This window comes from Pseudomonas sp. NPDC096917 (genome assembly GCF_044762555.1).
GTDB lineage: Bacteria > Pseudomonadota > Gammaproteobacteria > Pseudomonadales > Pseudomonadaceae > Aquipseudomonas.
Genome location: NZ_JBIWEO010000034.1, coordinates 1 through 14,764, shown reverse-complemented (window position 1 = coordinate 14,764; position 14,764 = coordinate 1). Strand labels below are relative to the sequence as shown.

The window sequence follows — 14,764 nt, the reverse complement described above, 5'->3', positions numbered from 1 at the left end:
GTCAATGGTCAGGCTGAAACGAAACGGGGGCTGTGAGCGTGACATCCGCGATTCCTTGCGCTGCGGTCGTCCTGATGTAACAAAACGTCAGGTTTTCTTCGGTGCGCAAGTGTGCAAGGGCGGTGCAGAGGCTGGATGTAGGGCGGATCTATGCCGGCCAAGGCTTTAGGCGAATATTGGGTAGGAGTTTGGAGGTGTTAGATGTAGTCCATGCGCCCACGTTGTGGGCGTCAGTCATTGCGTATCTTTTAAATGATCAAAAGATCGCAGCCTGCGGCAGCTCCCACACAGGTCGCAGGGAGTAGCCAGCCAATCACTCAATAGTAGTTGTCGTCTTTGTCAAACCGTCGCGCATCACGCTGCAGTTGATACACAAAGCGTTCGACCTGGCGCTGCACGGCGCCACTGATGTTGTGAAAGCGCATGCCGGCGAAGGTGATGTTCATCCGCTCTTCAAAATGCAGGTAACGCAACTCGACCGGGGTGGTCATGTGGCCAAAGGGCAGGGCGGCGCTGAAGCTCTCGTACACTTGGCCCAATTGGATGCGCTCGCTGATGTCGCCTTCGAAACGCAATTTGCAGCCAGTGGCCGACACGTCCAGCAGTTTGCCTTTAATCGGTGCCTTGAGTTTTTCGCCTGCCACGTTTACGTCTACCAGATGCGCCAGTTTCAGTGCGGCGCGAAAGGCGTTTCGGCGTTGGTGGTAGATCACTTCTTTGGGCAGGGTGGCGCGATAGCAACGGTGTTCGCCGCTGTCATCAATGCTCAAAGGGCTGTTGCACTCCCAGGCAATGCGCACGCCGTCATGAAAACCTTCAACCCGAAACGGTATGCCTGCTTCAATAAAACGCTCGCCGTCCCGTGGGATCATTTCGTCCAGCGCCATTGTGCTGGCCTCACGGTTGACTTCAACCATGTAGCTCTGGAAACGCTGGGTACGGTCGTTGAAGGTGATGATCAGCGGGTCATGGCTTTCTTGCAGCATCCGCAAATTGGAGGCGATCTCTAAAGGCGTTGTCAGTACCTTTGGCGGCTGCGGAGCATCTTGGGCATCGAACACGGGTCATCAATCTCCGGACAAAAACAGCAACACGCAAAATTACGGCATTTTGCCATCATGTTGCGCGTCTAGATAGTGCATGTGTTCAGGCTTAGGCCTGGCTGTACGCGCGGTGTTTGTTGAGGAGCGAGGTGGTGCCGCGAGCGTCGTACAGCGATGGGGTTTCGCCGCCGTGGAGGATGCGCAATTGATTGGCGGTAATTGCCTGTTGGGTCTGGATCGACTGGCCGTTTTGCAGGTTGGCTTCTTGGCAGCGGGCCAGCAGCTGATTCAGCACTTCGCTTTGGCTGAGCAATTGCTCGCCCACGCTTGAATGGCTGGCAAGGCTTTCGAGGCCGTTGCGGTTGGTCGGCAAGCCGAGGCTGGCCAGGATTTCACTGCGTTTGCGGCCGTGCTGTTCAAGCAAAATGACCAATGAGTGTTTGCGCGCCAGAATGTTTTCCAGCACCTGCATCTCTCGCCCTTTAAGGGCAATGGACTCGTCCTGCAACAGCCTCAGCAGTTGCTCGGCCGGTGCCAGGTCGTCATTGATCAGTTGCAGCAAATTCTCGTCGTGCATGTTGGGCTCTGTGGGTTAAGCGTCCAAAAGCCTGGCATCGGCCCTGGGCCTAGCGCTCGGCTTCCATGTTTAGCAGTTTGCCGGCGACCTTGTTGCTGTCGACTTTATAACTGCCGTCGGCAATGGCTTGTTTCAGCTCGGCGACGCGGTTTTTATCGACCACCGGTTGATCACGCAACGAATCGCTGATCTTCTGCAACTGTTGGGCCGCTGGGCTCAGGTGCACAGATTCCCCGCTGGGGGTGCTGGCCTCGGGTTGTTCAGGGTTTTTTGCAACAGGGGCCGCTTGCGTGGCACTGCCTGTTTCCTGATTGGCGTTGCTGCGCGTACTGCCGGTTAAGGGCGGGGCACTGTTAAGACGACTGAAGTCGATAACCATAACGAAAAACCTCTGGGTATTTGGACGCTTGCCATGTTTTCGGCCATCCCCGGAAAAACTTTAGGCTCGATTGATCATAGCTTCACGCAGGTCGGTACTGATCTGCGTCAAATCACAGTGTAGGAAAGTTGGAATGCAGACGCCAACCGTTCTAAAACGCCACCTCCACTTGCCCCGGCGCTGTGATTTGCGCCTTGACCACCCGGTTTGAATTCAGGTTCTTGACCCGGATCTGCTCACTGAGACCGCCATCGGACAGCGCTTCGCCGGGCATCTTGACACTTAATGTGCCGCTGCGTGCGCTGATCACCACATGGTCTCCCTTGCGCACGGTGGCGGCTTGTTCCAGATGAGTGAGGCTCAACACCTGATCGGTAACCACGGGGCGCAGCAGTTTTTGTCCCACCGCCAATTCAATCGCCGTCATATAACCCTGGCTGATCAAGCCGACATCGCGTTCGCGCAAGGTCACGTCGGGGTAATCAATAATTGCCCCGCGCTTGAGCGGGTGCGTGACGGTGACCACATCGCGGAACAACTTGACCTGTGCCGGTACAAAGATGGTCCAGGGCGAGCTACCCTCACAGCGCACGCGAACGGTCACGCGGCCCATGGGCTGAGTGGGGCTTTCGAGAGTGGCTGTCAATTCCTTGTCGCAATGCGCCAGGCGCACGCGAGGATCCAGTTGATTGACCTGAATCTCGTAGCGGCCTTCAATCTGACCAGTGGCAAGGTAGTCTTCGACGGTGAACTCAAGAAAGCCCTGGGTCACGCCGATAAGCTGATCAGGCGAAGTGAACGTGTCGGCACTTGCAGGCGTGGCTGCACCCAGCACGCAGGCAGCCGCGAGCATGCGCAACACGCGGCAACGAAAGGGCTGGCGAGCTGGCCCATGGCAGGATTTTGTCGTTTTCGGCTTCATGGCGGTTAAATAGCAAAGCCCGTGCCGTTTACCGGGTAGCGTGTCGCAACTTAATGTTTTTACAAGGAGCTGAGTATGGCTGGGGTGATGGATGCGGTTAACCAGCGCACTCAACTGGTCGGGCAAAACCGCCTGGAACTGTTGCTGTTTCGTCTGGATGGGCCACAGCTTTACGGGATCAACGTGTTTAAGGTCAGGGAGGTGCTGCAATGCCCCAAGCTGACGGTGATGCCCAAATCCCACCCGGTGGTGTGCGGCGTGGCGAGTATTCGCGGTGCAACCATTCCGATTCTCGATCTGGCGATGGCCACCGGGGCGGGCGTGCTGAAAGATCAGAGCAATCCGTTTGTCATCATCACGGAATACAACACCAAGACTCAGGGCTTTTTGGTGCGTTCGGTTGAGCGCATCGTCAACATGAACTGGGAAGAGATTCATCCGCCACCCAAGGGCGCTGGGCGTGACCATTATTTGACAGCTGTGACTCGCCTTGATGATCAACTCGTCGAAATCATCGATGTTGAAAAAGTCCTGGCTGAAGTCTCACCATCGCCGGAAGTCATCTCCCATGGCGTGGTGGACGTCGAAACCCAAGCCAGGGCCGTGTCTTTACGCGTGCTGACCGTCGACGACTCCTCGGTGGCCCGTAAACAGGTTGCGCGTTGCCTGCAATCGGTCGGGGTCGAAGTGGTGTCGCTTAACGACGGCCGCCAGGCGCTGGATTACTTGCGCAAAATGGCGGACGAGGGCAAAGACCCGGCGCAAGAGTTTCTGATGATGATCTCGGACATTGAGATGCCAGAGATGGACGGTTACACCCTGACCGCCGAGATCCGTCACGATCCGCGGATGCAAAACCTGCACATCATTCTGCATACTTCGCTGTCGGGCGTTTTCAATCAGGCAATGGTCAAGAAAGTCGGTGCCGATGACTTTTTGGCTAAATTCCGGCCTGATGACCTGGCATCCCGGGTTGTCGACCGGATCAAAGCAGCAGACCACAGCTAGGGGCGCAGCCCCTGGCGGTCAACACGATTTTAGAGGCACGATCATTTGTCGACGGCTAATTTGGATTTTGAACAATTCCGGGTCTTCCTGGAAAAAGCCTGTGGCATTTTGCTCGGTGAAAACAAGCAATACCTCGTCTCCAGCCGTCTTAACAAGCTGATGGAGCAGCAAGGGATCAAGTCGTTGGGTGAGCTGATTCAGCGTATCCAGAGCCAGCCGCGCAGCGGGTTGCGTGAGCAAGTCGTCGATGCCATGACCACCAACGAAACCCTGTGGTTTCGTGACACTTATCCCTTTGAAGTCCTGAAAAACAAAGTGTTGCCCGAGTTGACCAAGGCCCATCCGGGGCAACGCTTGCGCATTTGGTCGGCCGCGTGTTCTTCGGGGCAAGAGCCGTACTCGCTGTCGATGGCGATCGACGAGTATGAGCGCAGCAACCTGGGGCACTTGAAGTCGGGGGTGCAAATTGTTGCCACCGACCTGTCGAGCCTGATGCTCAACACGTGCCGATCCGGCGAATACGACAACCTGGCGATTGGCCGTGGTTTGTCGCAGGAGCGCTTGCAACGATATTTCGAGCCCAAGGCGCCGGGGCGCTGGGTGATCAAGGCGCCGATCAAAAACCGGGTTGAGTTTCGTTCATTCAATTTGCTGGACAGCTACGCCGGATTTGGCAAGTTCGACATCGTGTTCTGCCGCAACGTATTGATCTACTTCTCGGCCGAAGTGAAAAAAGACATCCTGCTGCGCATTCACAGCACTCTGAAGCCGGGCGGCTACTTGTTCCTGGGCGCCTCCGAAGCGCTCAACGGCTTGCCGGACCATTACCAGATGGTTCAATGCAGCCCGGGCATCATCTACCAGGCGAAATAACATTCTCCACAGGGGATGGGTGTCGACCCTCGAACGGCAGAAAAGCGGCAGGCAGCGGAAATCTGTTGCCGCTTTTGTGCCGTTGCCGCTTTACAACTCCACGCAAAGCCTTGAAATACGGCGCTGTCCAAACTGGCACGGGGTTTGCTCTATCCCTGCCATGTAACGCCTGAGCCACATCCTCAGGCCAGCCCACAAAGGTTTCCCGACATGAGCATCAGCTTCGATAAAGCGCTCGGTATCCATGAGCAAGCCCTGGGCTTTCGCGCACAACGCGCCGAAGTGCTGGCGAACAACATCGCCAACGCCGATACCCCGAACTACAAGGCTCGGGATCTGGATTTTGCCGCTGTGCTCGCCGCGCAGAACGATAAAAACCAGAACGGCACCTTTGCCTTGAACAAGACCCATAGCCGCCATATCGAAGCGCAAGGCCTGAGCAGCGGCGACGAATCGTTGCTGTACCGCACGCCCATGCAACCCTCGATTGACCAGAACACCGTAGACGCTCAGCTCGAACAGTCGAATTACGCAGAAAATGCGGTCAACTTTCAGGCCAGCTTTACCCTGCTCAACAGCAAATTCAAAGGGCTGATGTCAGCCCTGCGTGGAGAGTAATTCATGTCTCTAGCCAGTGTTTTCAATATTGCCGGTAGCGGCATGAGCGCTCAGACCACGCGCCTGAACACCGTCGCCAGTAACATCGCCAACGCCGAAACCGTGTCGTCGAGCATCGATCAGACCTACCGCGCGCGTCATCCCGTGTTCGCCACTATGTTTCAGGGCGCGCAGGGCGGTAACGGCGATTCCTTGTTTCAACACCAGGACGCTGCCGGCCAAGGTGTGCAGGTGCTGGGCGTGGTCGAAGACCAAAGCGAGCTGCAGGCCCGCTACGAACCCAATCATCCTTCTGCCGACGCCAAGGGGTATGTGTACTACCCCAACGTCAACGTGGTTGAAGAAATGGCTGACATGATTTCGGCCAGTCGTTCGTTCCAGACCAACGCCGAAATGATGAACACCGCCAAAACCATGATGCAGAAGGTCCTGACCCTCGGTCAGTGATAAGGGGCGACACACATGAGCGTGACCGATTCCACCAGTGGTTTGACCCTGAATCAGATCCTCGCCAACTCTGCCAAGACCTCAACCACCGACACCAGTCTGGAGGCCGCTTCCAAGGCGGCAACCGGCAGCCAGTCGCTGGGCAAGGACGCGTTTTTGCAACTGCTGGTAACCCAGCTCAAAAACCAGAACCCGCTCGATCCGCAAGACAACACTGCATTCGTTGCACAGTTGGCGCAGTTCAGCAGCCTTGAAGGCATCACCACGCTTAACGACACGGTCAACTCCTTGTCCGGGGGCTTGCAGTCGTCGCAAGCCTTGCAGGCCTCGTCGCTGGTCGGTCGCTCGGTGATCGTGCAAACCGGCGAAGCGTATGTCGACCCCTCGAGCGCCAAGCCCTTCAACGGCACGGTGGTGGTCAAAGACGCGGACTCCAAGCCCACGATCACCATCACCGATGCTGACGGCGAAGTGGTCAGAACCCTCGATATGGGCGTCCAGAAAGCCGGCAACGTGGACTTTACCTGGGACGGCAAGGACGACGAGGGCGTGTTGCTGGACAAGGGGTCCTACACCTTTAGTGCATCGACCAAAAACGACACCGGCACCACCGCGCTCACCACGTATTTGCCAGCCACGGTTAACAGCGTGACCCTGAGCAAAACCGGTGGCGAAATCATGCTCAACCTCGCAGGTCTGGGCAGCATTGGTATTTCCAAAGTCCAGACCATTGGCCTCTAAGCCGACTCAAGGAGAGATACATGTCATTCAATATCGGCCTTAGCGGCCTGTACGCGGCGAACAAACAACTCGACGTTACCGGCAACAACATCGCCAACGTCGCCACCACCGGCTTCAAGTCTTCGCGTGCTGAGTTTGCGGATGTGTACTCGGCCAGCAAGCTGGGCGTGGGCAGCAAAACCATCGGCAGCGGTGTCAATCTGGCCAACGTGTCGCAAAACTTCGGCCAGGGTGCGGTCAATAACACCGGCAATCTGCTGGACATGGGCATTCAAGGCAGCGGCTTTTTTGTATTGAGCGACAACGGCGCCCTGAGCTATACCCGTGCCGGTACGTTCAAGGCCGACAAAGACGGCTATGTGACCAACACCGACGGCACTGCGCGCCTGCAAGGCTATGGCGTGGACGCTAACGGCAAAGTCATCAACGGCGTGCTGACGGACCTGCGCATCGACACCTCGAACCTGGCACCCAAGGCCAGTGGCAAGGTGGACTCGACGATCAATCTCAACTCCAGTTCGGACGTGATCAACCAGACCGACAACCCGTTCAATCCAACCGAAACGGCCAGCTACAGCAAAAAATTCAGCACCACCATCTACGATACTCAGGGTAATGCGCACCCGATGGATCAGTACATGGTCAAGACTGGCTCCAACACCTGGAGCACTTACACCCTGATTGACGGCCGCAACCCTGACGGCAGCCCGGTCACCGGTGACGGCAAGAAAGACCCTGTGCCGTCGACCCTGTTGTTCGATTCGACGGGGGCATTGAGCAGCGTGACCACCCCGAACCCGGTGGCAGGTCAAGACGCCATCGTCAGCAGCACCCTGACTATCAGTAACTGGATTCCGGGCGCTACCGTTAACGGAGAGTGGGCGTCTAACGGTGCGGCGGCCAACGGGACCGGGATTGCCATCAACATGGCCAATACCACCCAATACAACACCGACACCGCGCGTAACCCGCCGACGCAAGACGGTTATGCCACTGGCCAGATCAATAACCTGACCATTGATGGTTCGGGCGTGATGTTCGCCAACTTCAGCAACAACCAGAGCCGCGCCATTGGTCAGATATCGCTGGCCAGCTTCACCAACGAGCAAGGCTTGCAGGCAGCGGGTGGTACGGCCTGGAAAGAAACCTACGCCTCGGGCCAGGCCGGTTTTGATGTGCCGAAGACGGGCACCTTGGGGTCTATTGCCTCCAACTCCCTGGAAGACTCGAACGTCAACCTGACCAACGAGCTGGTTGACTTGATCAAGGCGCAGAGCAACTACCAGGCCAACGCCAAAACCATCTCGACCCAAAGCACCATCATGCAGACCATCATTCAGATGACCTGATGACGCCTTCGCGGCGAAGACTCAAGCGCCGCGCAACGTCTGCAGGCGCCAGCTTGCCTCGCGATCTTTTGATTTTTCAAAGCCAAAGATCACGAGGCCAGTTCGCTCCTACCGTTATGCAGTGCCGGGTTGGTTAAACGTGCTGATTCAACAGCGTTTTGAAGTCAGCCTGCTGCGACGGTTCAATGCAGATTTTTGTCAGGTGTTCGATTTGCCGGGGGGTCGCATGCTTTTGATGCAACAACTCGACTGCCCTGCGCCACAGGGCGTCCCGGCAATACGCACGAAGGTAGTCGACGGTCGACACTTTCCCACCCTGGATCATTAGCTTGGCCGCTGGCCTGAACGCCTTTTCGACGGCTATCAGGCGCGGTTGAGCCTTGATTTTGGCGAGCAGGGAAGGCTGGGGGAAAAACACCGGAACCGTGGCTGAAAGCCTGGGCAAGTCGGCATGGTACTGCTCACCGTATTTGTCGAAGAACCCTTTGTTCATCGTGTGGTGATAGCGCTTTTTTGAGTAGTAATGATGGATGCAGTCGTTGGCGGTGACGACCTTGGCGTCGCCCATCGCAAAAGACACCGCGATCTGCTCAATGGTGTGGAGCCTGAGGTAATGGTCGGTCCATTCATCGATCAGCTCGATGGCCTTGTCCATCACGCCCGCATTGACTCGGGCTATCCCGCAAATACCGCTGTTATAGAGCTTCAGGCTGTCGTCAGGGGCCTTGCCTTTGGCGATCAGCTCATTTGAAAACGACACATAGTCAGCGCGCTGCTTGGCTTGAGCCCATGTCCATTCGAATTCATCCATCAAATATTGCTGGTCGGTGACGCGTTCAAAGAGCATGGCCGGGTCTTTGAAAAACACCGTGTCGGTGTCGACGAAAATGGTTTTTTCCGCCAGCTTGACCCCGGCGGCGATGGCGCACGCCTTGCGCCGATGGGTATAGCTGTTTGCGCCTTTCCAGTGGGCAAGGATGTCGGTGGTCAGGGGGATGATGTTGACCGGCCAGCCCTCAAATGCCTGGGGCTCGTCGGTCATCAGTGTGATGGTGAAGCTGGCGGGCACGCGTTGTTCGCGTAAGGCCGACAGAATGCTGAATTTGGCTTCCTGGCGGTAAACGGTATTGCCGCCATAGAGCAGGTACAACAGGTGGAAAGAATCCATACGTCCATGCTTATCGATTAAGTGCGTGGTTAACCCTTGGGAGGGTTGTCAGCTGGCGCGCATTATGCCGTAAACACTTATTGATCGATAACTTTTGTGGTCGTCGGTGGCGTCGCACACCTCCAGAGGATGGCGAGAGTGCAGCAGTGATTAAAGGCCCGCACGGACACACGGTGTGGCACAGGGTAAAACGCCATGGCGTTTGGCATCGTGAGCAAGCGATGTCGCAGAAGCGAGCTTGCTCACGATCTTTTAATGATCACAAGACTTCGAGCAATCTCGCTGTTGCAGGTGAGGTGTGCGCCGCGCTACAGCGGCTTTATCAGCGCTGGCTGAATTCAACGCGCTCTGGCACTCGTGTCATCAGCACTTTGCCCGCGCGAATCGACACGCGGGCCTTGGCCTGACGACGCACCGCTTCGTAATCGCTTTCGGCGTCCAGCACCACCAGGTTGGCCGGTCGGCCGACAACGATGCCGTAGCCTTCGCCCAGGTTGAGGGTGCGGGCGCTGTTGTCGGTGACCAGGTCCAGGCAGCGTTGCAGGTCTTCAAAACCCATCATGTGGCAGATGTGCAAGCCTGCATCCAGCACCCGCAAAATGTTGCCGTTGCCCAGCGGGTACCACGGGTCTTTGATCGAATCCTGCCCCAGGCAGACGTTCATTCCGGCGCGGTCCAGTTCGGCCACGCGAGTCACGCCACGGCGTTTTGGAAAACTGTCGAAACGCCCTTGCAGGTGAATGCTCTCGGTCGGGCACGACACGAAGTTGATCCCCGAGGCCTTGAGCAAGCGGAACAGTTTGAAGCAGTAAGCATTGTCGTAAGAACCCATGGCCGTGGTGTGGCTGGCGGTCACCCGGCTGCCCATGCCGCGTACGCGCGCTTCTTCGGCCAGCACTTCGAGAAAGCGCGAATGCGGGTCGTCGGTTTCGTCGCAATGCACATCCACCAGGCAACCTGTGCGTTCGGCCAGGTCCATCAGAAACTTGATTGAACTGACACCCTGGTCCCGGGTGTTCTCAAAGTGGGGAATACCCCCGACCACATCGGCGCCCATCTCGATGGCGCGGGTCATCAACTCGCGCCCACCGGCATACGATTCGATCCCTTCTTGCGGGAAGGCAACGATTTGCAGGTCAATCAGGTGGCGCGCTTCTTCGCGCACTTCAAGCATCGCTTTGAGCGCGCCTAGCGTCGGGTCGGTCACGTCGATATGGGTGCGTACGTGCTGGATGCCGTGTTCGGCCAGCATCCGAATAGTGGTATGGGCGCGTTGCTTGGTGTCTTCGTGGGTGATGGTCTCTTTGCGCTGGGCCCAGCGTTCAATGCCTTCGAACAGCGTGCCGCTGAGGTTCCACTCGGGTTCGCCGGCAGTCAGGGTTGCATCCAGATGGATATGCGGTTCAACCAGCGGGGCAATCAGCAACTGACCTTGAGCGTCAATGTCGCCGGGCTGCGCCAACACACGGCCAGTCTGCAAAGTGATGGCGCTGATGCGATCACCTTCACACGTGACGGTGTGCAGGCCCGGGGTTTTACGCAATGTGGCATTGATGATGTTCATGGTCGATCCTGTCGTTGGGCTTCGGTCATGCGCCATACCAGCAGGGCGACTGAAGCATTCATTCTAAAAAGAGGGTCATCGAGCGATTGTCCGCTGAGTTGCTCGATGCGCTGGATGCGTTGATTAAGGGTGTTGCGGTGGATGTTTAAACCTTGGGCGGCCTTGAGGGCGTTGCCGTTTTCCTGGAGCAGGGCGTCCAGGGTTTCGATCAAACTGTTGGGGTGCTTGCGGCGGCTCTCGACCATCCGGCCCAGGGTTTGTTTGACGAACAGATCGATCACCGAGCGATCAGCAATGGCCTGCAACAGGCGCAGTACCCCCAGTTCATTGAAGTCGCAAAGGCCAGTGGCGGGGCGCAGGTTTTCTGCGACATCCAGCGCCTGCCGGGCCTGATTCAGTGCCTGCGGGTAATCGCTGCAGGCTTCAACCTTGCTTGCCAGCCCCATAAACAACGCCATGTTACCGATGATGGGGTGCAGGTCATGATAGAGGTTGGCCAGCGCTGTGCGAACGCTCTCGTGGTCTGTCAGCAGCAAGATGAACAAATCACCCTGTACGACCACGGGCAGCGCATCAGGCAGGGCGCGGCTCCAGGCATCAAGATGGTCCTGCACGGCCTGGCGAATGTGTTGCAGCAAGCGCTCGGCTTCATCCGGGGCATGGCTTTCAAACAACACATTGACCGCCGACAAGCGCAACGCCACCAGGCGTCGCGGCCCGTCGAGCGGTAGTTTTAAATGCGCTGCACGTTGGCGGGCGGTGGCCAGGCTCGGGTAATCGCCGCTGAGCAACTGCGCCAGAATGTCATGCCGTGATCGCTTGGCCTGCGCCATCTGCACCAGCGCAGTGCCGATCAGATGGGTGACGATGACCATCTTCAGCAAATACGGCTGTTCAATCAGCGGCAAGCCATAGCGTTCGGCCAACTCAATGACTGCGTCCGGGATGCGCTGAATAAACGCTGCGCCGGTCAGAATCACCAGCCCGGCAATGCCGCTGGCATCCGCCTCATGCACCAGGCGCAGCAGGTTCGCCTCATCCCTGGGGTGGTTGATGCCGGTGACAAACACCAGCTCGCCGCCCATGACCCATTCGCCAATGCCTTCGTTCTCGGCCACATACGGCCAGCGCACGGTGCGGTGCAGGTTGCGGGCGCCGGCACGCAAGGACATTTCTTCGAGACCGGCCAGCGCCAGAATCTCCTCTACCGTCAGACTCAAGCTTCCTCCTGCACCAGAGGCGCGACCGCTCGGCGCTTGCTGATTTCCAGCAGCACCACGTAGCACGCAGCGGAGGCGGCAATGCCTACCAGCGGGGCGATCCAGGGAGAGGCGTAGGCCAGCGTGGCGCCGATCGCATAAGCTGACAAACCTCGCAGGTTGTAGCGTGGCAAGCTGACAGAGGCCAGCAGCGGGTACTTGCCGCGATGGCGATACCAGAAGTCAGCCATGATCACGCCGCCGATGGGCGGGATGATCGAGCCGAGCAGCACCAGAAACGGAATCAGCATTTCATACATGCCGCCGATGGCCAGCACGATGCCGATGGCGGCGGCAATCAGCGTCATTGTGCGGCGGCGTTCACTGCGTACGAGATGGCAGGCGGCGGCTGATACGTTGTAAATCGTCGGGCCCTGGATCGTCCACAGATTGAGGCAGAGCATAATCACCGCGGCGAACGACAAGCCTTGCAGCATCATCACTTCAACGATGTCGGCCTGTTGATAAACGATGGCACACCAGGCACCGGCCACGATCATCAGGCCATTGCCAAGCAGAAAGCTGACCACGCTGGCGATCACGGCAATCCGGCCGGTACGCGACAGGCGCGTCCAGTTGGTGGCCTGAGTCGCGCCGCTGGCGAACGTGCCGAAAACCATGGTGATCGCTGCCGAGAACGTCATGGTTTCATGCGGGATAACAGCGGCCAGCGCCTTGAAACCTCCGACGTGCTGCGTCGCGAGGACCATGGACACCACCAGCAAAACCAGCATGAGCGGCACCGAGAGGCGCGACAGCACATCCAGTCCTTTAAAACCAATGATGGCGGTGATGCTGAAACCCAGGCCGAAAATAATCATCAGCGGGGTAGTAAAGCCTTCAGACAGGCCGAGCATCTTCACCAACACAATGGCCACCGTTGCCGTGCCCCAGGCGTACCAGCCGAGTTCGGCAAAACCGAGGATAAAGTCAGAAAGACGGCTGCCGACCTCGCCAAAACAGAAGCGTCCCATGAGCACCGTATTGAGCCCGCTGCGCGATGCGATCAGCGCGAGGGCGGCGGCATACAGCGCCAGCAGACCATTGCCGATGGCGGCGATCCACAGCATGTCGACGAAGTTGAACGCCATGCCCAACTTACTGCCGGCGAACATGGTTCCGGTAAAGAAGGTAAAACTGAACAGCACCATGGAAATGGGCAGCAGGCCCTTGCGTGCAGTGCGGGGGGCTTCGCTTAAAGGAAATTCGCCGGGTGAACTCATGTGATATTTCTCCGCCTCAATTGGGTTGGCCGTCGTCAGTGGCTCCCTTGGGCTAGAGCAATAAGCGGGCCTGTTTTGCAGAGCGTCGATACGTCGAGAAATAGCAGGCACAGGTGATAGTGCCGGGTGTTCAGAGTGAACATAGTGGGTGGGTTTTTAGTATTTGGATTGTGCAGAGTGATTCATTTTGAAGCGCGTGTGCACTGTTTTAGGTGGGCTTTCGTGGCATGACTCGTCAACGGCGGCGGGGTGGGGTGCGTCAACACCGTCTGGATCGCGGCTAAACGGTTGTGTGTCAAAAGCAATTAAATCCGCAAAAACAAAAACCCCCGCTAAACCCAACTGTTGCCAGGGTTTAACGGGGGTTTTTGGCGAGGCGGTTAACCCGCCTGGCCACTCAGCTTATTGGCAAGCTTCGCAATCCGGCTCGTCAATCGCGCACGCTTTTGGCACCGGTGCCGGGCCAGCAGGTGCTGCTGCCACGTCTTCACTGTTTTTGCCGCTCGATACCGCGTTGAGCTTGCCCGTGTTAACGGTGGACTTCTCGGTGCTGGTCGCTGCCAGGGCACGGAGGTAGTAAGTGGTTTTCAAGCCACGGTACCAAGCCATACGGTAGGTCACGTCCAGCTTCTTGCCCGAAGCGCCGGCGATGTACAGGTTCAGCGACTGAGCCTGGTCGATCCACTTCTGACGACGGCTGGCCGCGTCAACGATCCACTTGGTGTCGACTTCAAACGCAGTGGCATACAGCTCTTTGAGCTCTTGCGGGATGCGTTCGATCTGCTGCACGGAACCGTCGTAGTATTTCAGGTCGTTGATCATGACCGAATCCCACAGACCGCGAGTCTTGAGGTCGCGAACCAGGTACGGGTTGATCACGGTGAATTCGCCCGACAGGTTCGATTTCACGTACAGGTTCTGGTACGTCGGTTCGATCGACTGCGAAACGCCCGTGATGTTGGCGATGGTCGCGGTCGGTGCGATGGCCATGATGTTGGAGTTGCGAATGCCGTTCTGTACACGGGCACGCACCGGTGCCCAGTCCAGGGATTCGTTCAGGTCAACGTCGATGTACTTCTGGCCACGCTGCTCGATCAGGATCTGTTGCGAATCCAGCGGCAGGATGCCTTTGGACCACAGCGAACCCTGGAACGTCTCGTAAGCGCCACGCTCGTCAGCCAGGTCGCAAGACGCCTGGATAGCGTAGTAGCTGACCGCTTCCATCGATTTGTCAGCAAACTCAACGGCCGCTTGCGAGGCATAAGGAATGTGCTGCAGGTACAGAGCGTCCTGGAAGCCCATGATCCCCAGGCCCACTGGACGGTGCTTGAAGTTCGAGTTGCGCGCTTGCGGCACTGAGTAGTAGTTGATGTCGATCACGTTATCGAGCATGCGAACAGCAACGTCGATGGTGCGCTTGAGTTTGGCGGTGTCAAGCTTGCCGTCCACGATGTGGTTAGGCAGGTTGATCGAGCCCAGGTTGCAAACAGCGATCTCGTCCTTGTTGGTGTTCAAGGTGATCTCGGTGCACAGGTTCGAGCTGTGAACCACGCCCACGTGTTGCTGCGGGCTGCGCAGGTTGCACGGGTCTTT

General features: G+C 57.6%; 15 protein-coding genes. 6 read left to right on the top strand and 9 right to left on the bottom strand.

The annotated features are described in order from the left end of the window. Positions 1 to 317 precede the first annotated feature (317 nt). The 4 genes from ACIQYF_RS23240 to flgA form a co-directional block, all read right to left on the bottom strand. Complete coding sequence (locus ACIQYF_RS23240) at positions 318 to 1,061, bottom strand: flagellar brake protein (protein ID WP_402866504.1); 744 nt, start codon at positions 1,059 to 1,061, stop codon at positions 318 to 320. Between the two features lie 91 nt (positions 1,062 to 1,152). Then, positions 1,153 to 1,620 (bottom strand): flagella synthesis protein FlgN, encoded by a 468-nt coding sequence (locus ACIQYF_RS23235; protein WP_402866502.1) that lies wholly within the window; start codon positions 1,618 to 1,620, stop codon positions 1,153 to 1,155. 49 nt (positions 1,621 to 1,669) lie between these two features. Then, the gene (flgM, locus tag ACIQYF_RS23230) at positions 1,670 to 1,999 is read right to left on the bottom strand and encodes a flagellar biosynthesis anti-sigma factor FlgM (RefSeq protein ID WP_402866499.1); all 330 of its coding nucleotides are present in this window, start codon (positions 1,997 to 1,999) and stop codon (positions 1,670 to 1,672) included. A gap of 151 nt (positions 2,000 to 2,150) precedes the next feature. Further along, complete coding sequence (flgA, locus tag ACIQYF_RS23225; protein ID WP_402866496.1) at positions 2,151 to 2,921, bottom strand: flagellar basal body P-ring formation chaperone FlgA; 771 nt, start codon at positions 2,919 to 2,921, stop codon at positions 2,151 to 2,153. A 75-nt stretch (positions 2,922 to 2,996) separates the two neighbouring features. Here flgA and ACIQYF_RS23220 point away from each other — a divergent pair, with 75 nt between their 5' ends. The 6 genes from ACIQYF_RS23220 (at position 2,997) to flgE (ending at position 7,957) form a co-directional block, all read left to right on the top strand. After that, positions 2,997 to 3,929, top strand: coding sequence for a chemotaxis protein CheV (locus tag ACIQYF_RS23220; protein ID WP_402866493.1), 933 nt, complete (start codon positions 2,997 to 2,999; stop codon positions 3,927 to 3,929). 45 nt (positions 3,930 to 3,974) lie between these two features. Beyond that, positions 3,975 to 4,802 (top strand): protein-glutamate O-methyltransferase CheR, encoded by an 828-nt coding sequence (cheR, locus tag ACIQYF_RS23215; RefSeq protein ID WP_402866490.1) that lies wholly within the window; start codon positions 3,975 to 3,977, stop codon positions 4,800 to 4,802. Positions 4,803 to 5,012: 210 nt separating this feature from the next. Then, a complete protein-coding gene (gene flgB / locus ACIQYF_RS23210) occupies positions 5,013 to 5,420 on the top strand; it encodes a flagellar basal body rod protein FlgB (RefSeq protein WP_402866487.1) in 408 nt (135 codons plus the stop codon). A gap of 3 nt (positions 5,421 to 5,423) precedes the next feature. Beyond that, entirely contained in the window at positions 5,424 to 5,867 is a 444-nt protein-coding gene (gene flgC / locus ACIQYF_RS23205) for a flagellar basal body rod protein FlgC (protein WP_402866485.1), read from the top strand. Positions 5,868 to 5,882: 15 nt separating this feature from the next. Continuing rightward, positions 5,883 to 6,608 (top strand): flagellar hook assembly protein FlgD, encoded by a 726-nt coding sequence (gene flgD, locus ACIQYF_RS23200; RefSeq protein ID WP_402866482.1) that lies wholly within the window; start codon positions 5,883 to 5,885, stop codon positions 6,606 to 6,608. A 20-nt stretch (positions 6,609 to 6,628) separates the two neighbouring features. Next, complete coding sequence (gene flgE / locus ACIQYF_RS23195; protein ID WP_402866480.1) at positions 6,629 to 7,957, top strand: flagellar hook protein FlgE; 1,329 nt, start codon at positions 6,629 to 6,631, stop codon at positions 7,955 to 7,957. A 133-nt stretch (positions 7,958 to 8,090) separates the two neighbouring features. Here flgE and ACIQYF_RS23190 read toward each other — a convergent pair whose 3' ends face one another. The 5 genes from ACIQYF_RS23190 to ACIQYF_RS23170 all read right to left on the bottom strand — a co-directional run. After that, positions 8,091 to 9,125 (bottom strand): hypothetical protein, encoded by a 1,035-nt coding sequence (locus ACIQYF_RS23190; RefSeq protein ID WP_402866477.1) that lies wholly within the window; start codon positions 9,123 to 9,125, stop codon positions 8,091 to 8,093. Between the two features lie 322 nt (positions 9,126 to 9,447). After that, a complete protein-coding gene (codA, locus tag ACIQYF_RS23185) occupies positions 9,448 to 10,689 on the bottom strand; it encodes a cytosine deaminase (RefSeq protein ID WP_402866473.1) in 1,242 nt (413 codons plus the stop codon). After that, positions 10,686 to 11,909 carry a PucR family transcriptional regulator gene (locus ACIQYF_RS23180; RefSeq protein ID WP_402866470.1) on the bottom strand — a complete coding sequence of 408 codons (1,224 nt, stop codon included), beginning with the start codon at positions 11,907 to 11,909 and terminating at the stop codon, positions 10,686 to 10,688. Before ACIQYF_RS23180 ends, codA begins: the two co-directional genes overlap by 4 nt. Beyond that, a complete protein-coding gene (gene codB / locus ACIQYF_RS23175; protein WP_402866467.1) occupies positions 11,906 to 13,171 on the bottom strand; it encodes a cytosine permease in 1,266 nt (421 codons plus the stop codon). Before codB ends, ACIQYF_RS23180 begins: the two co-directional genes overlap by 4 nt. Before the next feature lie 402 nt (positions 13,172 to 13,573). Further along, positions 13,574 to 14,764: ribonucleoside-diphosphate reductase subunit alpha (locus ACIQYF_RS23170; RefSeq protein ID WP_402866464.1), on the bottom strand; the 1,191-nt coding region annotated here is incomplete at its 5' end.